Raw genomic sequence first — 19035 nt, 5'->3', positions numbered from 1 at the left:
CTGCTCGTCTGGCTCGAGCGGTTCGTCTTCGGCGTCCGCCAAGGGGGCGGCCAAGGGTGTGACGGGGGATTTCGGCACTCCGGCAAATGTCGGAGGGACACCTGCCCGCCGCAATCGCGTCACCTGTCGGATAGAGAGCGGAATGGGATCGGCCGCAGCTTGTACTCGAGCGATCGGAGCATCTCGATCGACGAGACGGACTTCGGACTGACCTCAATAGGAGAGAATCGCATGCAGTCTTTCATCCCCACTCCGCTTCATCCGGCGATCGTGCATCTCCCGATCGCGCTGTCGGTGCTCCTCCCCTTCTTCGCGATCGGTACCATGGTCGCCATCGGTCGCGGAGCGCGACCGCTCAAGGCCTGGGGGATCACCACCGCGCTCTTCGCCGCCCTCACGCTGTCGAGCTGGCTGGCGGTGGAGACGGGTGAACAGCAGACCGAGCGCGTGGAGCAGGTGATCGCGGAGGCCCCGATCGAGACGCACGAGGAGGCGGCCGAAGCGTTTCTGCTCTTCTCGCTGGGGGTCCTGGGGGTCGCCGCGGTGGGGCTGACGTCGGGGAAGCTGGGAACGGTGGCGCGTGTGGCGGGGACGGTCGGGGCGTTGGCGCTGGTCGGCGCCGGGTATCAGGTGGGGCACACGGGCGGAAAGCTCGTCTATCAGTACGGTGCTGCCTCGGCGTACACCGACGGGAACACCGTGGTGCGGGCGGGTGAGGTGACGACCGATCGCGCCACGACTAGCGACGACGACGATCGATAGCGGCGTCTTGCCCCCGGCCGACTGACTGGAGATCGAATGGTCGATCGGCGAAGTTGCCCGTGCTGAGTCGCACGGGCACTTCGTTTTTCCGGGAGTTGGACATGGTGGATGGTCAGGTGCGGGCGACCCCCGCGAGCGGGGCGGCGGTACCGCCGGAGCGGCGTCGCGTCGCGATCGTCGGGGCGGGGATCATCGGGAGTTCGTGGGCGCTGGTCTTTGCGCGCGCGGGGTGGGAGGTGCGCGTCTTCGCCCGGCACGCCGAGGTACGGAAGTCGTTGCACGAGCGGGTGCGGCAGGCGGCGGCCGCCGCGCGCCCCATCGCACCGGACGTGGCCCCATCGGAGATCCTCTCGCGCATCGAGGTGAGCGTGTCGCTGGACGACGCGCTGCAGGGGGCGGAGTGGGTGCAGGAGTCGGTGGAAGAGGACGTGGAGGTGAAGGCCGCGCTCTTCGCCGACCTCGATCGACGGGCCGGGGCCGAGGCGATCCTGGCCAGCTCGACGTCGTCCATCGGGGCGTCGCGCTTTGCCGAGCAGCTCCCGGGGCGGGGGCGCGTGCTCGTCGCGCATCCGGCCACGCCGCCGCACCTGATCCCGGTCGTGGAGATGGTCCCGGCGCCCTTCACGAGCGAGGAGGCGGTGGCGCAGGCCTTTGCCACCATGCGCGCGGTGGGGCAGGTCCCGGTGCGGGTGAACCGCGAGCAGCCGGGCTTCGTGATGAACCGGCTGCAGGGGGCGCTGCTCACCGAGATGTTCAGCGTGATTCGCGACGGCGTCATGACGCCGGGTGACGTCGATGCACTCATCCGTGACGGTTTCGGGTTGCGTTGGGCATGGTTAGGGCCGCTGCAGGGGGTCGACCTCAACGCCCCCGGCGGCATTGCCGACTATTTGGGGCGGTATGGCTTCATGTTCGACCAGATGGCGCGCGAGCGCGGGGCGCCGGCACCGGTCGTGACCCCGGAGATCGTCGCGACGCTCCAGGGGGCGATGCGGGCGGCGCTCCCGGTGGAGGAGCTGCCGACGCGCGTGGCCTGGCGCGATGCGCGCATGGCGGCGCTGCGCGCGTTGCGGGACTACATGCGTTAGGCGCGCTGACGGTGCGCTGATGGCGGGGCGATGATGGCGGGGCGATGCGCGTCGCAGCCTGGGCCGCTGTCCGCCTAACGCTAACGCTGGCCGCGCGCGCCGACGTGACACCGCGGCCTTCTGCCGCTGCCACCGCGGTCGTCGGCAACGAGAGGCAGAACTCGGTGCGTCCCGGCCTGGAGGATACCAGCTGCAACGTGCCGCCGTGCGCCTCGGCGATGCGCCGTGCAATGGCCAGGCCGAGCCCGGCCCCGCTGGTCTCGGTCGGTTCCACGCGCCCGCGCGCTGGGTCGCCGCGAAAGAAGCGCTCGAAGACACGCTCCTGCACCTCGGGGGCGATCCCCGGGCCGTCGTCGACCACGCGAATCTCGTAGCGCCCACCGCGCGCGTCGCCGTGCCGCGAGAGGGCGACTGAGACGGTCCCCCCACCCACCGAGAACTTGATCGCGTTGTCGAGCAGGTTGAGCAGGAGGCGCCCCAGGAGGTCGGCGTCGCCGTGAAACGGTGCATCGACCACCGGGAGCAGCTCCACGCGCACGCCGCGCTGCTCGGCGAGCGGGCGCACGGCGCGCGTGACCGCGTGCACGACCTCGTCGAGGTAGAGGTCGCGATGCCGCGCTACCAGGTGCCCTGCATCGGCGCGCGCGAGGAGAAAGAGATCGTCGACGATGCGCGTGAGACGCGCGGCCGCCTGCTGCATCACGCCCATCGACTCGCGATACTCCGCCTCGGAGCGTTGCGGGCGCGACAGCGTGACTTGCGCCTCGGTGTTGAGGATGGCCGCCGGGGTCCGCAATTCGTGCGAGGCATCGGCCATGAAGCGTCGCTGTTGTGCGAAGGCGCGCTCCAGGCGGTCGAGCAGCGAGTTGATGACCACGGCGAGCCCCCCGAGCTCGTCGTGTGGCGTGACGACGGGGAGGCGCTCGTGCAGGTTGGCGTCGGTGATGGCGGCGGCGCGCGCCCCCATGGCCCCAACCGGCGACAGCGAGCGGCGGGCCATGAAGTAGCCGCCGGCCGCGGCCGCGGCCAGCAGGAGCGGGATGGCCACGAGGAAGGCGCGACGGATGCGCGCCAGCACGTCCTCGATGTCGCGCAGCGAGGCGATCCCCGCCAGGAGCAACGGTTCGCCGCCGATGGTGACGCGGCGGGCGTGCACGCGCCAGGCCCCCGCAGTCGACGTCAGCGTGACCATTGCCGGTGCCTCGGCGCCGACGCCTGCCACCGCGGCGAGCGCGCGCGCCTCGTCGGCGTCCGGAGTCCCGGTACCGCGCGACACCGCGTCGTCGGCGGCACTCGACGCCAGCACGCGACCGTCGCGGTCGGCGATCACCACCTGCAACTGCGCGAAACGCACCTCATGCACCGTGGTACGCGCCGCCACGGCATTGCTTGGTGCCATGCGCCGCTCATTGGCCAGCTCGCGGGCAAACGCCGACAGGGCGTCCTCGACGAAGTGGTCGGTGCGCGTCAGGAGTGTGCGGTCGAAGACGACGTACGACACGATCGCGAAGGCCACCAGCGGGACGCCGAGAACGATCGTGAACCAGAGCGCGAGCCTCGCGCGCAGCGACGACGGCCACCAGCGCATGCTCACCCGCGCGTGCGCCCGGCGTCCGGGCGCTCCCCGTCGGCGTCCGCGCGCGCGCTCGGGTGCCCCGGCGGCACGTTGAGCATGAAGCCGGTCCCGCGCAGCGTCGCCACGAGCGGCGTCTCGTCGCCCTCCTCCAGCTTGCGGCGCAGGCGACTGGCGTAGACGTCGATGATGTTCGAATACGTGTTGCTCTTGTCCTCCCAGACGTGCTCCATCAACTCGGCGCGGCTCACCACACGTCCGGCGTGTCGCGCCAGATGGTGCAGGAAGGTGAACTCCTTCGTGGTGAGCGGGATCTCGCGCGCGCCACGCCGCACCTGGTGGCGCGTGGTGTCGATCACCAGGTCGCCGATGATCAGCTCGGGGGAGAGCACGTCGCCGCGCCGCCGCGTGAGCGCCCGCAGGCGCGCCAGCAGTTCGCCGAAGTCGAACGGCTTGGTGAGGTAGTCGTCGGCGCCGGCATCGAGCCCCGTGATGCGCTGCTCCACGGCGTCGAGCGCGGTGAGCATGAGCACCGGGACGGAATTCTCCGCGGCGCGAATCGCTCGGCAGACGTCGAGTCCCGTCATCCCCGCCATGAGGATGTCGAGGATGACCACGTCGTATCGGTGCTCCCGGGCGAGGGCGAGTGCCTGCGTTCCGTCAGGCGCAAGATCGACGACGTACGACGCCTCGCGCAGCCCGCGGGCGACGGACTCTCGGAGCTGACGATCATCCTCGGCAAACAGGACGCGCACGGGAGCGGAGGGCGAGGGGCGGGATGACGGCACGCGGGGCGCCGCAAGCGGTGCGAGACCGGGGGCGAGCGTCGCGTCCCGGATGATAGCGCGCGAATGCCCGGCGCCGCCCCTGGCGCGTCGGACGAACCTACCGCGGGGGGCGCACGGGTGCCCTCACGGGAGCGCCGTCACCCGCGCCGAGAAATCCACGGTGGGGGGGAAAAGCAACGCGAGCGGCGCCGAAGAAAACCGGACGCCGCTCGCGCGGATGAGGCAAGGGTCGTGGGGTTCGTACGGCCGCGACCTTGTGGGGAGCAACCGATGCGTCAGGCGCGGAGCGCGTGACGTACCGGCGAAGACAGCCTTAGGCGGCGATGCGCTTGATCTCGACCATGACGTGGCCGCGAGCGCTCACCGAGGGCCAGAACATGACGTTGGCGTCGGAGTCGGCGAGCTCGCAGGAGCCGAACATCTCACGGACGGCGCGGCGGGCAGCCTGCTCGGAGTCGAAGGTCGCGTGCGGGATTTCGTTGAGGCGGAGGGCGTACGACATGGTATGCGCTCGGAAGGAAAGTGGGACGCGAGGGGGCTTGTGAATCTTTTCACAAGTGTATCGCGTCCCTTTCCGGCGCGCTCGGACCCCCCCGCAGGGAGGGGGGCGACCGGATGGGGCGCCTCCCATCCGGTCGGGTAGGTTTTCCGGGAGTCGCCCGACGCGAGCGCCGGGAACGCCCCACGGAGCTACTCGGTGGAGGGGCGATTCGGCCGACACCGCCCACCCGTTCCCCGCCCGCTCCCTCCCCCCTCCTCCCCCCTTTATCCCTCGATCGCGCGGCGAACCGCGAGCCGCAACGATTCGAGGGTGAACGGTTTGGGAAGGAAGGAGGCGTTGAGTGGGAGGGCGCCGCGCAACAGGAGCGCGTCGTTCGTATAGCCCGACATGAACAGGACGGGGATCCGGCGGTCATCGCGCTCCAGCGAGCGCGCGAGCGCACCACCACCGATGCCCGGCATCTCGACATCGGTGAGGACGAGGGCCACATCGCGCCCGTCGGTCAGGAAGCGATACGCCTCCTCGGCGGAGCGTGCCTGCGCGACCTCGAAGCCATCCGCCGCGAGCATGCGCGCCGTCATCTGACGCACCGCGTCTTGGTCCTCGACGAGGACGATGCGGCCGCTGCTCGGCGATGCGGGGAGAATCGCGGCGGTTCCCATAGGCGGGGTCGGCGCAGCGCTCGTACCGGGAACGAGCGTCGGCTCACCCGCCGAGGGGGCGGCGGGGAACTGCAGGCGAAAGATCGACCCCCTGCCCGGCGCGCTCTCGACGGCGACTTCACCGCCAGACTGCTCGACGATGCCGGCGACCGTGGCGAGGCCGAGTCCCGTCCCTTGTCCCATCTCCTTCGTGGTGAAGAAGGGCTCGAAGATGCGCGCGCGCGTGGCCTCATCCATTCCGATGCCCGAGTCGCGCACCTCGAGGACCGCCATGTGCTGATCGCCGACCCGTGCCTCGGAGGTGCGGATGGTGACAATGCCGCCGCGCGGCATGGCATCGCGCGCGTTCACGACGAGGTTGACGAGGACCTGTTCGAGCTGGTTTGGGTCGACGACGATGCTGGGCGTCGCGTCGCTGAGGCGGTCGACGATCTGCACGTTGTCGCCCACCAGGCGCCGCAGCATGACGAGCAGGTCGCGCACGACCGCGTTGACGTCGATGGTGCGCGCCTCCATGACCTGCTGTCGCGAGAAGGCCAGGAGCTGGCGCGTGAGGCGGGCGGCGCGCTGGGAGGCGTGGACGATCTCGATCGCCTCCTCGCGCCGTTCGTCGCTGGCCGGGAGCGACTGCGCCAGCGATTCGCCGCAGTTGAGGATGACGGTGAGCAGGTTGTTGAAGTCGTGGGCGACGCCCCCCGCCAGTCGCCCGACGGCTTCCATCTTTTGCGCCTGACGGAGGGCTTGCTCCTGCCGGCGCTGGTCGCTGATGTCGCGGGCAATGGTCGAGATGAACTCGACGCGTCCCGTCGCGTCCTTGTGCACGAGGAGGACCTGGGAGACCTGCACCGTGCTCCCATCCACGCGCTGCAGTTCGCGCTCGAGCTCGAGGACACCGACCCCCGCGGTGAGCGCGCGCACGTCGTGCTGGCGATGCAGCTCGGAGGGCGCGAGGAACTGCGCCGAGTTGAAGCGCTCCAGCGGCTCGTCGGGGGCGATGCCGAGGAGGCGTCGCCCCGCGGCGTTGAGGTACTGCAACCTGGCGTCGGGGGTGATGATCGAGACGAGGTCGGTCGTGGCCTCGAGGATGGTGACGAGTCGTTCACGCTCGCGGGCGGCGCGGCGCTCCCCGGCGACGGCGGCGCTCAGCGCGTTCAATCGCCGCCGGACAAGCACATAGATGAGCACGGCGCTGGCGATGACGTAGAACCATCCCTTGTACGTCTGGAGTCGTGTGAGCGCCTCCTGGTCCAGCACGATGGCCAGGACGACGGCGTCGGACCAGACGATCCAGAGGATCCCGAGCGCGGCGTATACCAGTGCGATCCACAGCGGCGACCAATCGACACGATCGGCCGGTGTTGATGCCCCGCGGGGAATGTCGTGCCCACCGTCGCCCGCCCCGCCCCCTCCCATGGTTTCCATGACCCGCCGGCCTAACGATCCGTTGGTGCGAGCGGTGCCAAGGTCGACGGCGTCGACGGCGCGCGCGGCAATGGTGTCGAGTCGGGCGTCCTGGTTGATGCGAAAGCGCCTTGAGGGCGCGGCGCGTGCGTCGATAGGCCATATGTATGAAGACGCGCGCGCAATCCACCTCGTTGGCCACGCGCGTCACGTCTCCGTCGACCGCTTCCAGCTCCGAGGTCACGCGCGAGAGGGCGGCGATGCTCAGGTAGAGGTCGATGGCGGCGTTGGCCAGGCGCTCCTGCACGTATTGGCGCTCGATGATCGCCTTGCCGTGCTTGCGGAGGGCAGACTCGACCGCGCGCGCGAGGGCGTGGATCTGCGAGGCGACGAGCTCGGCTTCATCCTCGAAGGCGGGGTGCACCTTCGTGAAGTCGGGCTTGTTGAGTGTGCTCCGCGCGCGCCCGGCGAGGTACGACGAGATGGCTCGGAAGCCATTGATGGGGTCCTGCAGCGCCTTGCCGAGCGCCTTGAGCCGTTCGCCCGGCTGCTGCAACCCCGATGAGGGCGATGAGGGCACGGAGGGATCTCGTTGGTCCCTCGAAGATGAGCATGATGCGTGAGTCGCGCACGCTCTGCTCGAAGGGGAACTCCTTGGAGTAGCCCATCCCGCCGGCGATCTGCAACCCTTCGTTGGAGGCGCGGTAGGCCATCTCGGAATTGTAGACCTTGCAGGCGGCGGTCTCGAGCGAGAAGTCGACGCCACCGCGGTCGACCATTCCCGCCGTCAGGAACCATGCGGCGTCGGCGGCATAACACTCGGCGGCGGCCAGGGCGATCTTGCGGCGCAGCATCTCGAACGAGGCGATGGGGCGCCCGAACTGTTCGCGCTGCCTGGCGTAGGCGATCCCCTCGTTCATGATCTGGCGCGTCCCGCGGGCCGAGCCGGCGGCGAGGCCGAGGCGTCCGGAGTTGAGGATCTCGAGGGCAATCTTGAAGCCCTGCCCCACGTCGCCCAAACGGTTGGCAACCGGAACGCGCACGTTGTCGAAGATGACCGAGCGCGTGTCCGACGCCTTGATCCCCATCTTCTCCTCGAGCTTGCCGAGCGAGACGCCGGGGGTGTCGCGCTCGACGATGAAGGCCGTCACGCGCTCCTTCGGCTTCCCGTCCACGACGATGGGGACCTTGGCGAAGACGGTGAAGAGTCCGGCGTAGCCCGCGTTGGGGATCCAGATCTTCGTTCCGTTGAGGAGGTACTCGCTGCCATCGGCCGAGAGGGTCGCAGAGCACTTCATCGCCTGCGCGTCGGAACCCGAGCCTGGCTCGGTGAGGCAGAAGGCCGCGACCAGCTCGCCCGAGGCGCAGCGCGGGAGGTACTGCTGCTTCTGCTCCTCGGTGCCGAAGAGGGTGATCCCCTTGCAGCCGATGGACTGGTGGGCGCCGAAATAGACGGCGAGCGCCGGATCGGTGGCGCCGATTTCGCCGAACACACGGTTGAAGACCGTGGCCGAGGCGCCGAAGCCGCCGTAGGCCTCCGGGATGTTGAGCCCCATCAGCCCTAACGCGTGGAACCCTTCGCGCATCGCATCCGGGAAGCGACCGTCGTGGTCGTGCTTCTTCATGTCGATGTGGTCCTTCGCGAAGGAGCGAAAGGCATCGAGGATGGCGTCGAGCGACTCCCTCTCGTCGGCGGAGAGCGTCGGGAAGGGGAAGACCATCTCCTCGCGGATCTCGCCGAGGAAGAGCCCCTTGATGAACGAGGGGTTCTCGTCGGGGAGGCGAGGTGGGGGCGCGAGTCGGTCGGGGCGGAAGCGGTCATGGCGACAGCCAGGGAGACGGCGGGCGTGCGACGCGGACTGATGGCAGTCTACGGGGAAGGGGGGCGTGGCGCACGGGTGGGGCCGAGAACGGGGGCGCGAAACTGGGTAGCGCCGATTGGCGCACGCACACCGGCACAGCGTGGGGTCAGCGTCATCGAACCACCTGCTCGATGACACTGACCCCAACGCGCGCGAACCCGGCGCCGAGACGCTCCGCCGCCGCGCCCCGCGCCGCTACTGCCGCCCCACCACCCGCTTGGGCTTGAGCCCGTACCGCTCCATGCGCCGGTAGAGCGTACTGCGCGTGATCTGGAGCTTGGCCGCCGCCTCGGCCATCGTGCGCGACTCGCGCACCACCTGCATGAGGCGCGCGTCCTCGTCGTCGATGGGGGAGGACAAGTGATCGGTCGCCCCCGCCCACGCCTCGCGAATGGCGTGCGGCAGATGCTGCAGGGTGATACGCCCCCCACAACTGTTGAGGACGCGGCGAACGACCTGCTTGAGCTCCTTCACGTTTCCCGGCCAGTGATACGCCTGCATCGCGTCGTATACGTCTGCGTCGATCTCGAGTCGCAGACGTCCCATCTCGCGTGCCCCGGCCTCGAAGAAGCGCCGAGCATGGACGCGCACCTCGCCGCGCTCGAACGCGATTCCTTCACTGCCGCGCGGAAGCGGCCCGCCGGGGACGATGAAGCACCCGCCGACCACGGTGGGTCCCTGCCGCACGGGGAACCAGAGCGCCGAGCGGTCCGGTCCCAGCGAGAGCGGCGCCCCGGCCGGGTCGCTGGTCAGCACAAACGGCATCGTGCGCACGAGGTGCGCGCAGGCGTGCGCCGCATCGGCGGGGAACGCCGGGGAGTGTGTGAGCACGCGGCCGCCGCGGTCGATGGCCAGCACACTGTCACCCGGATAGCGGGCGACGAGGGCATGGAACGACTCGAGCATCAGGTATCGGCGCGCCAGTTCACGCGCGGCGAGTGTCTGCTCGATCGCGAGGCCCAACGCGAGGGCGAGACTGAGTGTGCGGATGTGCCTGCTCGCGGAAGCCGCTGATGTCGACGGCGCCGATCACGCACAGCGTGGCGGGGTCACGCACGGGGACGGCGGCGCAATGCCACGCCTGCCACCGTTCGCAGAAGTGCTCGGCGCCGACAATGTGGGTCGGCGCTCCGGTCTCGAGTGCGGTTCCCGGGCCGTTCGTGCCGACGCGCGTCTCCGCCCAGTTGCCGCCGGGGGCAAAGTTGATCTCCGCCATCCGGTTGAGGGCGTGCGGATCGCCCTCGGCGGCGAGCATCGACCCCTCGGCGTCGAAGAGCGTCACGATGTGACCGTCGCCGGCAAACGTGCTCAACTGCTGGGCCACGGCCCGATGCGCGGTGCCGAACCAGTCGGATTCCTCGCACGTGACGGCGAGGGCCGACGGCTCCAGCGCGACGGGGGCCGAGGCAAGCGATGGGGCGACTTGGGCGGCGACACTGCGATGCCACGAGTCGCGCACGAGCGACCGTACCGAACGGTCGCCAACGACCTCGGCGCCCTCGTCCGGAAGGGGCCTGCGCGCCACGAACACACTCCACGACCGCGTGACGGCGCGCTGCGCCTCGTCAGCAACGGGGACCAACTCCATCTGCGACATCACACTCCGGTACTCAGCCTGAAATGGCGGATCCACGGTGCTGGAAGGTTACCTGCCAGCGAGGGCACGCAGGCAAGCAGGGATTTCCAGGATCACGACGCGACATTTGTCGCAGGGTGATTGTCGTGTCAATCAAGGCGATCGTAATGTGGCGCCACGTTCGAGGCCCTACCTACACCGACCGAGGCACAGATGGCGATCACAACCGACCCCGTCGCGAACGCGACGTTGCCCCGCTCCGCGGAGTCCTTCACGACGGCCGTCCCGATTCGTGCGCGCTACGAGAACTGGATTGGCGGCGAGTACTGTCCGCCGGCACGCGGGCAGTACTTCACGAACGTGTCGCCGTTGACCGGGCAGCCATTGAACGAGATCGCCCGTTCGACCCACGAGGACGTGGACCGGGCGCTGGACGCGGCCCACGCCGCCTTCGTGAGCTGGGGGACGACGTCGCCGTCGTACCGGGCGGTGATCCTGAACAAGATCGCCGACCGGATGGAGCAGCATCTCGAGACGCTGGCAGTGATCGAGACGATCGACAACGGCAAGCCGATTCGCGAGACGCGCGCGGCCGACCTTCCGCTCGCCATCGATCACTTCCGCTACTTCGCCGGCGTGCTGCGGGCGCAGGAAGGGAGCATCGGGGAGATCGATCACGACACGATCGCCTACCACTTCCAGGAGCCGTTAGGTGTGGTGGGGCAGATCATCCCGTGGAACTTCCCGCTGCTCATGGCGGCGTGGAAGCTGGCGCCCGCGCTGGCAGCCGGGAACTGCGTCGTGCTCAAGCCGGCGGAGCAGACGCCGGTGTCGATCATGGCGTTCATGGAGCTCATCGCCGACATCCTGCCGAGTGGCGTGGTGAACGTGGTGCAGGGCTTCGGGTGGAGGCCGGGAAGCCGTTGGCCTCGTCGCCGCGCATCGCCAAGGTCGCCTTCACCGGCGAGACGACCACCGGTCGCCTCATCATGCAGTACGCGTCGGAGAACCTGATCCCCGTGACGCTCGAGCTCGGCGGCAAGTCGCCGAACGTCTTCTTTGCCGACGTGCTGGACGCCGATGACGACTTCTTCGACAAGGCGCTCGAAGGATTCGCGATGTTCGCGCTCAACCAGGGCGAGGTGTGCACCTGTCCGTCGCGCGTGTTGGTGCAGGAGTCCATCTACGACCGCTTCATCGAGCGCGCCGTGGCCCGCACGAAGGCGATCGTGGAAGGGAACCCGCTCGATGCATCGACGATGATCGGCGCGCAGGCGTCGAACGACCAGCTCGAGAAGATCCTGAGCTACATCGCGATCGGGAAGCAGGAAGGGGCGCGCGTGCTCACGGGCGGCGCCCGCCGCGTGCACGAGGGCGAGCTGCAGGGCGGCTACTACGTGCAGCCGACGGTGTTCGAGGGGCACAACAAGATGCGGATCTTCCAGGAAGAGATCTTCGGCCCCGTGGTCTCGGTGACGAAGTTCAAGGACTTCGATGATGCGCTCGCCATCGCCAATGACACGTTGTACGGGCTGGGCGCTGGCGTGTGGAGCCGCGACATCAACACGGCATATCGCATGGGTCGCGGCATCAAGGTCGGGCGTGTGTGGACCAACTGCTATCACGCGTATCCCGCGCACGCGGCGTTTGGCGGCTACAAGCAGAGCGGGATCGGGCGTGAGAACCACAAGATGATGCTCAACCACTATCAGCAGACCAAGAACCTGCTGGTGAGCTACAGCCCCAAGAAGCTGGGCTTCTTCTGAGGTCGAGCCGGGTGATGAACGTCGAACGGGTAGGCATCACCCCGGAAGCGACGGCCGTGCTGCGCGCGTTGGAAGCGCAGCACGGCCCGCTCATGTTCCACCAATCCGGCGGATGCTGCGATGGGAGCGCGCCGATGTGCTATCCGCGTGGCGAGTTCCGTATCGGGGAGCGCGACGTGCATCTGGGTGACGTGGTCGGGACGCCGGTCTATATCGGCGGTCTGCAGTTCGAAGCGTGGCGCCACACCCAGCTGCTGATCGACGTGGTGCCGGGGCGCGGGGCGGGCTTTTCGCTCGAGGCGCCGTTAGGCATGCGCTTTCTCACGCGTTCGCGGGTCTTCGACGCGGCCGAGCAGGCGTGGCTGGATGCGTGCCCCGTGCCGCGTGGCGACCGCGGCGGATCGCCGCCGCCGCCCTAACTGCCCTGGGCGCCGACCGGTTGTGACGCTCGCCGCACGCGCTCGCACCGCACAACGACGGCACGCGCACCGGACGCCCGTCCCTTGACGCCTCACCAGGTGTGGCATAGACTTGGCCTCACCTGGTGAGGTCAAACAATGCCACGATCGCCGAACGAACTCCTCCACGGCACGCTCGACGTGCTCATCCTCAAGTCGCTCGTCCTCGGTCCCCTCCACGGATACGAGATCTCGCGACGCATCGAGTCGCGCTCGCGCGACACGTTCACCATCGAGGATGCGGCGCTCTACAAGGCGCTCTATCGCCTCGAGTCGGCCGGGGCGGTGGAGGCGGAGTGGGGGGTCTCCGAGTCCAACCGGCGCGCGAAGTTCTACCGCCTCACCCCCGCCGGACGACGCCAGCTGGCGGCCGAGGTGCGCACCTTCCGCGCCTACGCCGAGGCGGTGCTGCGCATCCTCGACGCGACCGAAGGGGCGTGACACCCATGCGACCAGGCGGACGCGACTCGGACCGCAGCTGGCGCCGTCTCCTGCGCTGGCCCACGCGCACGCAGGCGCAGATCGCGCGCGACGTGGACGACGAGCTGCGCTTCCACCTCGAAATGCGCGAACAGGAACTGCGATCGTATGGGCGCAGCGCCGACGAAAGCGGCGCGCGAGGCCCGCGCGCGGTTCGGTGACGTCGACGCGGCCCGCCGCGCGCTGCGCCAGACGGAGCATCGCGCGCAGCGCCGGTCGCAATGGCGCGACGCTGCGGGGCGCTGCGGGCGGACGTCGCGTACGCCGTGCGTCGCACGCTGCGCGCCCGCTCTTCACGCTCACCACCGTCGCCACCCTCGGCGTCGGCATCGGGGCCACGGTGGCCCTCGCGAGCGTGATGCGGCGGATGCTCATCGCTCCGCTCCCATATCCGGGCGTGGAGCGGCTCGTCGTCGTGAGCCTTGCCTCGCGCGATGGCTCGATTCGCGTCTCGATGAACCCCACCGTGCTCGAGGCGGCGCGCGAGGCAACGCCGTCGCTCGAACGCATCGAGACGATCGCCGCGGCGCGCAAGCGCACAGTGCGCGGAGGCGCGCTCCGGCGACGATCGACGTGGGGTTGGTGTCGCGAGGGCTGCTGCAGTTCCTGCACGTCGCGCCGGCGCTCGGACGGAGCTTTGCGCCTGACGAGGAAGGCACGGGCGGGGCCCCCGTCGCGATGCTTGCCTGGCACACCTGGCAGCGCGACTTCGGCGGGCGCGCGTCGGCCATTGGCGAGACGGTCACGCTTGACGGGCGCAGCTACGCCATCATCGGCGTGATGCCGCGCCTCTTCGATCCCTCGGTCTTCGCGCTTATCCCGCGTGCCGAGCTCTGGCTCCCGCACCTCCGGCGCGCAGTGACAACTACCTCGCGGCCCTCGGCGTCCTGCGCCCCGGGGCGACGCTGGCGCAGGTCACGCGCGATGTCGCCGCCGCCAAGGCGCGCCTGGGTGAACGCGACCCGATGCGCTCGCTCGTCCCCATGATCGACCCGCTGCTCGATCGCGCCGGATCGGAGACACGGCGCGTGTTGCAGGTGATGCTCGCTGCCGTCGTCCTGGTGCTGGTGATCGGGTGCCTGAACGTCGCCAATCTCGGCCGGGCGCGCCGGCCAGCAGGTGCGTCGTTCGCTGGCCTTCCTGCAGGTCGCCGGATCGGTGGCGCTGGTGGTGGGTGGCGTTATCCTCGTGCAGTCGGCATGGACGCTGTCGCGCATGCGATTGGGCTACGACGTTGCGCCGCTGCTCACTATCCAGCTGCAACGCGTACCGGGTATCGTCGACAGCGCTGCCATCGACGCACGCGTGGCGCCGGTGCTAGAGCGCGTGCGTGCGCATCCCGGTGTCGTGGCCGCGGCCCTGGCCGACGGCGCCCCGGGGTTCGGCGGCTGCCTCTGCGAGATCCTCCGTGAGGGCGACGCGCACCGGTGGCGTCACAGGAACGCTTCGTGCTCACGCTGTCGGTCGACTCGGCCTACCTGCCAGACCGTGGGGACGCGCCTCCGCCGGGCGTGTCGCAGCGCGCGACACCGCGCTGCGCGAGGGTGATGCTCACCGCCACGAGCGCCCGCCGCCTCTGGCCCGCCGGAGACGCTGTCGGCCGTCGGCTCCGCCTGACGCGGACCGATCCACTGTTCACCGTCGTTGGGATCATCGAGGACCAGCGATCGGCGGAGGGATGGATTCCCGGCGACAGCATGACGGTGGTCCTCCCGCGGCATGGCGCGGGCGACGGCGCCGTGCTCGTGGTGCGTGCGCGGGGTGACGTGGCCACGCTGCGCGCCGAGCTGGTGCGACTCATCGAGGAGGTGTCGCCCACGGTGCGGGTCCGCGGAGGCGACGTCGCTGGCCCAGGACGTGGCCGAGGGACGCGCGCCGCAGCGATTTGCGCGCATCCTCCTGGTGGCCTTTGCCTGTTGTGCGTTGCTCCTGGCGACACTCGGGTTGTACGGCGTGCTGTCGTTCGGCGTGGCGCAGCGCACGCGCGAGATCGGGGTGCGAATGGCCCTTTGGCGCGAGCCGATCGGCGATCGTGCGCCTCGTGATGTCGGAGGGGATGCTGATCACGATCGCCGGCTGCCTGGTCGGGGGCGGTGGCGTGGAGCGGGCGCGGGCTCCTGCTCGCGATGCGCACGGGGCCAGCGCGTCCGACGACGTGTGGGGATGGCGATCGCCGTGTCGCTGGTCGCCGTGGCATCGGCGGCGGCGATGTGGGTTCCGACGCGGCGCGCTGCGGGTCGATCCGGCGACGGCGGTCGGGGCCGAGGTGTGAGCGATGGGGGGAGGCCAAGCGGGGGCAGCATCATCGAGAAGCTGGCTCGATGACGCTGCCCCCACTCAGGCGCTGACCTCAATCGGAGGCGGCTACCCGGCGATCGCCGCCTGCGCCGCCGCCAACCGCGCGATCGGCACCCTGAACGGCGAGCAACTCACGTAGTCCAGCCCCGCCCGGTGGAAGAACGCGACCGATTCGGGGTCACCGCCGTGCTCGCCGCAGACACCCACCTCGAGCGTCGGGCGCACGGACTTTCCCTTCTGAACCGCCGACTCCACCAGCAGCCCTACCCCCTTCTGGTCAATCGAGCGGAACGGGTCGTGCTCGTACATCCCGCGCTCCAGGTACTTGGGGAGGAAGTGGCCTGCGTCGTCACGCGAGAAGCCGAGCGTCATCTGGGTGAGGTCGTTGGTCCCGAACGAGAAGAACTCCGGCCTGCTTGCCGATGCTGTCGGCGACGAGCGCGCGCGCGGCGTCTCGATCATCGTGCCGACCATGAGTGCAGCGACTCGCCGCGCTCGGCGAAGACCTGCGCGGCGACGGCGCGAATGACGGTGGCCTGTGCGTTGAACTCGCGCACGGTTCCCACCAACGGGACCATGATCTCGACCCGGGGGGCGAACCCCTTTCCCTTGGCGTCGAGCGCCGCCTCGAAGATGGCGCGCGCCTGCATCTCGGTGATCTCGGGATACGTGATGCCGAGCCGGCAGCCGCGGTGCCCGAGCATCGGGTTGAACTCGCAGCTCCTCGACGCGCATCTTGATCTTCCCTAACGAGACCTTCATATCGGCGGCCATCACCTTCTGCCCGGCGTCGTCGTGCGGCACGAACTCGTGCAGCGGCGGGTCGAGCAGGCGGATGGTGACGGGGAAGCCCCTCATCTCCTGGAACAACCCCTTCGAAGTCGCTGCGCTGCATGGGGAGGAGCTTGGCCAGCGCCTTGCGCCTGCCGGCCTCGTCATCGGCGAGGATCATCTCGCGCACGGCGACGATGCGGTCCGCCCTCGAAGAACATGTGCTCGGTGCGGCAGAGCCCGATGCCGGTGGCGCCGAAGGTGGCGCGCCATCTTCGCTTCGTCGGGGGTGTCGGCGTTGGTGCGCACCTCCAGGCGCTTGTACTTGTCCGTCAGCTGCATGAGTGCGCCGAAGTCCCCCGACAGCTCGGCGTCCCTGGTGGCGATCTGGCCGGCAAAGACCTCGCCGGTAGAGCCATCGAGCGAGATCCACTCCCCTTCGGCGAACTCGGCGCCGTCGATGGTCATGGTGCGCGCCTCCATGGTCCGTGCACGGCGCCGGCCCCGACACGCAGCACTTCCCCCATGCCGCGCGCCACCACGGCGGCGTGCGACGTCATGCCGCCGCGCGCCGTGAGGATCCTTGGCGACGTTCATGCCGCGCAGGTCCTCGGGGCTCGTCTCCCGCCTGACGAGGATCACCGACTTTCCCGCCTTGGCCCCCTCCTCGGCCTCGTCGGCAAAGAAGACGATCTGCCCGCTCGCCGCCCCCGGGACGCCGGGAGCCCGCGGAGGCGATGATGCGCGCGTCACGGCGTGACTTGTTGTCAAAGATGGGATGCAGGGCTCGTTGAGGCGCTCGGGCGTCGCGCGCCCCAGCGCGGTCTTCTCGTCGATCATCCCCTGCTGCAGCATCTCCGCTGGCAATGCGCACCATGGCGAGCGCCATTGCGCTTGCCGTGCGCGTCTGCAGCATCCAAAAATTCCTCCTGGATGGTGAACTCAGGTCCTGCATGTCGCGGTGGTTCTCCAGCGTGTGCTCGCGGAAGCCAAGTGCCTCCGTACAGCGCCGGCATCAGCTCCTCGAGCGACGGACTACTTCGCCAGGCGCTCTGCCTCGCTCCGCGCGCCAACTCGGCCCAGCGGCGCGAACCGATGCGCGAGATCTGCTGCGGCGTGCGGATGCCGGCCACAACGTCCCTCACCCTGCGCGTTCACCAGCCACTCGCCGTTGAACGGGTCCTCGCCGGTCCCGGCGTCGCGCGTGAAGGCGACGCCGGTCGCGCCGGCTGCTCCCCGGGTTTCCGAAGACCATCGCCTGCACGTTGACGCCGCCGTGCCCCGCGACACCGGGATGTCGTTCAGCTCACGGTAGATGCGCGCCCGCTCGTTGTTCCAGCTCTCGAACACCGCGGCGGCCGGGCCCCAGAGCTGCTCCCACGGGTCGGTGGGAAGGAGTCGCGCGATGCGGGCGCGGATGAGCTAGACCTTGAAGCGCGCCACCGAAGCTCCTTGGAGGTCGTCGGCGTCGAGGTCGGTGGCGAGTTCGACCCCTTCTTCTCCTTCATCGCTCGATGGGGACAGGCTCGAAGGGGTCGTGCTCTTCGCCAGACACCGGCCAGGCACCCATCACCCACGTCGCCGTACATCTGCACGAAGCGGCGGTACGAGTCCCAGAGCAAGCGCGGGTTGCCGGGGCAGGGTATGGCCCCCTTCACCGTCTCCTCGTTGAGGCCGAGGTTGAGGACGGTGTCCATCATCCCCGGCATCAAACGCCCGGGCGCGCTTCGGAGCGCACCGACAGGAGCAGCGGGTCCAGCCGAGTTGAAGGTGCGCCCCATCTCCTGCTCGACAGAAGGCGACGCCCCGCCTTGACCTCGGCCTCGATGAGGGGCCAGGGCGGCAGCGCCCTGCTCCGTGTAGATGGTGCAGGCCTCGGTGCTGATGGTGAAGCCGGAGGGGACGGGAATGCCGAGCCGGCACATCTCGGCGAGGTTGGCCCCCTTGCCGCCGAGCAGGTTCTTCATGGAGGCGGCTCCCTCGGTGCGCGAGGTGCCGAAGACGTAGACGTACTTGGAAGTCGAGGAGTGGAAGCAGCGGGGGTCATGACGGACACCCTGGGTGAGACCATTCGAGCAGGCGCGTACGGCGCACCCAGTGGGCGCAACGCGCGCGCCACCATGGAAGGAAGGGATCCGACGCCCAGGCTGTCAGCGGTGTCCCGATGGGTGTGGGGTATTTGTTGGCGTACCTTTTCGCAGGCCGTTCCACCGTTCGCGCTAGCGCCGCGCCTCTCGATGGCGCGGGCGCTCGGTGAATCGAGGGGGGAGCGAACGCCGGCCAACACCGGCCCCTCGACTGCTGCGTTATCATGTTGCCGACGTGCCTTCACGCCACGCAGGCACGTCGCGCCCAGTGTTCGTTACGCGCGCGTGCGCCACCGACGCCGTGTGTCCCTGTCCGTCCACCCTGCCACACCCGCTCCAGATGTCCACCGCACGTCTGCATGGCACCCGCCTCGCGCTGTCTCCGTGCTCGCTGGCGAGTGCGAGCCTCCCGACCCTCGTCGCCGCGCAGAAGGAACGAGCCGGAACTGGCGCCCGCTGCGCCGGCCGTCACCGCCTTCGACACGAGCGTCTTTCAGGCGATCTCGTGGCGTAACGCATCAAACCGTCGCGCGGAGGACGCGCGAACGCCATCGTCGGGATCCCGTCGCAGCCCGCTGACGTACTTCGTCAGCTACACCGGGGGCGGGCTCTGGCGCACCGACAACGCCAGGCTGTCGTGGCGCAACATCTCAAACAGCTACTTCCAAGACCCGAGCACCATCAGCGCCATCGCGATCGCCCGTCAAACCCCAACGTGATCTACGTGGGGGAGCGGCGAGCATGCGATCCGCGGGCGATCGTCGACCTACGGCGACGGCGGCGTCTGCAAAATTACCGACCAAGGGAAGACGTGGGTCAACGTGGGGCTCGCCGCCACGCTTCGCCAGATCTCGGCAATGCGGGTGCGTCCCAACAACCGTGACGTCGTCTGCATTAGCGGCGCAGGGCGACCGATGGAAGGGGACGGCGGAGCGCGAGATCTACCGCTCGACCGACGGCG

Annotated in this window: 14 protein-coding genes and 2 pseudogenes; 8 read left to right on the top strand and 8 right to left on the bottom strand. The window is 69.3% G+C overall.

What is annotated here, in order from left to right; genetic code table 11:
- Positions 1-231: 231 nt before the first annotated feature.
- Positions 232-762, top strand: coding sequence for a hypothetical protein (locus IPN47_24070; GenBank protein ID MBK9411055.1), 531 nt, complete (start codon positions 232-234; stop codon positions 760-762).
- Positions 763-1668: 906 nt separating this feature from the next.
- Here IPN47_24070 and IPN47_24065 read toward each other — a convergent pair.
- The 7 genes from IPN47_24065 to IPN47_24035 all read right to left on the bottom strand — a co-directional run bounded on the left by IPN47_24065 (position 1669) and on the right by IPN47_24035 (position 10271).
- Positions 1669-3438 (bottom strand): HAMP domain-containing protein, encoded by a 1770-nt coding sequence (locus IPN47_24065; protein MBK9411054.1) that lies wholly within the window; start codon positions 3436-3438, stop codon positions 1669-1671.
- A gap of 2 nt (positions 3439-3440) precedes the next feature.
- Positions 3441-4178, bottom strand: coding sequence for a response regulator transcription factor (locus tag IPN47_24060; GenBank protein ID MBK9411053.1), 738 nt, complete (start codon positions 4176-4178; stop codon positions 3441-3443).
- A 346-nt stretch (positions 4179-4524) separates the two neighbouring features.
- Positions 4525-4713, bottom strand: a complete 189-nt coding sequence (locus IPN47_24055; protein ID MBK9411052.1) for a hypothetical protein — start codon at positions 4711-4713, stop codon at positions 4525-4527.
- 263 nt (positions 4714-4976) lie between these two features.
- A complete protein-coding gene (locus IPN47_24050) occupies positions 4977-6797 on the bottom strand; it encodes a response regulator (GenBank protein ID MBK9411051.1) in 1821 nt (606 codons plus the stop codon).
- 380 nt (positions 6798-7177) lie between these two features.
- Positions 7178-8497: an acyl-CoA dehydrogenase family protein gene (locus IPN47_24045; protein MBK9411050.1), complete on the bottom strand. Its 1320-nt coding sequence runs from the start codon at positions 8495-8497 to the stop codon at positions 7178-7180.
- Positions 8498-8833: 336 nt separating this feature from the next.
- Positions 8834-9601, bottom strand: coding sequence for a hypothetical protein (locus IPN47_24040; protein ID MBK9411049.1), 768 nt, complete (start codon positions 9599-9601; stop codon positions 8834-8836).
- Positions 9564-10271, bottom strand: coding sequence for a hypothetical protein (locus IPN47_24035; protein MBK9411048.1), 708 nt, complete (start codon positions 10269-10271; stop codon positions 9564-9566). Before IPN47_24035 ends, IPN47_24040 begins: the two co-directional genes overlap by 38 nt.
- Positions 10272-10427: 156 nt before the next feature.
- On the opposite strand from IPN47_24035, the pseudogene IPN47_24030 reads away from it, so the two are divergent.
- The 7 genes and pseudogenes from IPN47_24030 to IPN47_24000 all read left to right on the top strand — a co-directional run bounded on the left by IPN47_24030 (position 10428) and on the right by IPN47_24000 (position 15190).
- A pseudogene (locus IPN47_24030) lies at positions 10428-11980 on the top strand (aldehyde dehydrogenase).
- Between the two features lie 14 nt (positions 11981-11994).
- Positions 11995-12399 carry a DUF779 domain-containing protein gene (locus IPN47_24025; GenBank protein MBK9411047.1) on the top strand — a complete coding sequence of 135 codons (405 nt, stop codon included), beginning with the start codon at positions 11995-11997 and terminating at the stop codon, positions 12397-12399.
- A 138-nt stretch (positions 12400-12537) separates the two neighbouring features.
- Positions 12538-12879, top strand: coding sequence for a PadR family transcriptional regulator (locus IPN47_24020; protein MBK9411046.1), 342 nt, complete (start codon positions 12538-12540; stop codon positions 12877-12879).
- Positions 12880-12884: 5 nt separating this feature from the next.
- Positions 12885-13079 (top strand): hypothetical protein, encoded by a 195-nt coding sequence (locus tag IPN47_24015; GenBank protein MBK9411045.1) that lies wholly within the window; start codon positions 12885-12887, stop codon positions 13077-13079.
- Positions 13080-13500: 421 nt separating this feature from the next.
- Positions 13501-13905 (top strand): ABC transporter permease, encoded by a 405-nt coding sequence (locus IPN47_24010; protein ID MBK9411044.1) that lies wholly within the window; start codon positions 13501-13503, stop codon positions 13903-13905.
- A 132-nt stretch (positions 13906-14037) separates the two neighbouring features.
- Entirely contained in the window at positions 14038-14466 is a 429-nt protein-coding gene (locus IPN47_24005; GenBank protein ID MBK9411043.1) for a hypothetical protein, read from the top strand.
- 484 nt (positions 14467-14950) lie between these two features.
- Positions 14951-15190: a hypothetical protein gene (locus IPN47_24000; protein MBK9411042.1), complete on the top strand. Its 240-nt coding sequence runs from the start codon at positions 14951-14953 to the stop codon at positions 15188-15190.
- 92 nt (positions 15191-15282) lie between these two features.
- On the opposite strand, the pseudogene IPN47_23995 reads toward IPN47_24000, so the two are convergent.
- Positions 15283-17954, bottom strand: a pseudogene (locus tag IPN47_23995) (pyruvate, phosphate dikinase).
- Positions 17955-19035 lie beyond the last annotated feature (1081 nt).

It is taken from the genome of Gemmatimonadota bacterium (assembly GCA_016719105.1).
GTDB lineage: Bacteria > Gemmatimonadota > Gemmatimonadetes > Gemmatimonadales > Gemmatimonadaceae > SCN-70-22.
The sequence above is the reverse complement of the archived record's forward strand: the minus strand, read 5'-3'. Positions and strand labels throughout refer to the sequence as shown.

Bases quoted from the DNA above. Each gene is read 5' to 3' on its own strand.
- IPN47_24070 (MBK9411055.1), top strand. From the start codon at position 232: ATGCAGTCTTTCATCCCCACTCCGCTTCATCCGGCGATCGTGCATCTC.
- IPN47_24065 (MBK9411054.1), bottom strand. From the start codon at position 3,438: ATGCGCTGGTGGCCGTCGTCGCTGCGCGCGAGGCTCGCGCTCTGGTTC.
- IPN47_24055 (MBK9411052.1), bottom strand. From the start codon at position 4,713: ATGTCGTACGCCCTCCGCCTCAACGAAATCCCGCACGCGACCTTCGAC.
- IPN47_24050 (MBK9411051.1), bottom strand. From the start codon at position 6,797: ATGGAAACCATGGGAGGGGGCGGGGCGGGCGACGGTGGGCACGACATT.
- IPN47_24045 (MBK9411050.1), bottom strand. From the start codon at position 8,497: ATGGTCTTCCCCTTCCCGACGCTCTCCGCCGACGAGAGGGAGTCGCTC.
- IPN47_24025 (MBK9411047.1), top strand. From the start codon at position 11,995: ATGAACGTCGAACGGGTAGGCATCACCCCGGAAGCGACGGCCGTGCTG.
- IPN47_24020 (MBK9411046.1), top strand. From the start codon at position 12,538: ATGCCACGATCGCCGAACGAACTCCTCCACGGCACGCTCGACGTGCTC.
- IPN47_24015 (MBK9411045.1), top strand. From the start codon at position 12,885: ATGCGACCAGGCGGACGCGACTCGGACCGCAGCTGGCGCCGTCTCCTG.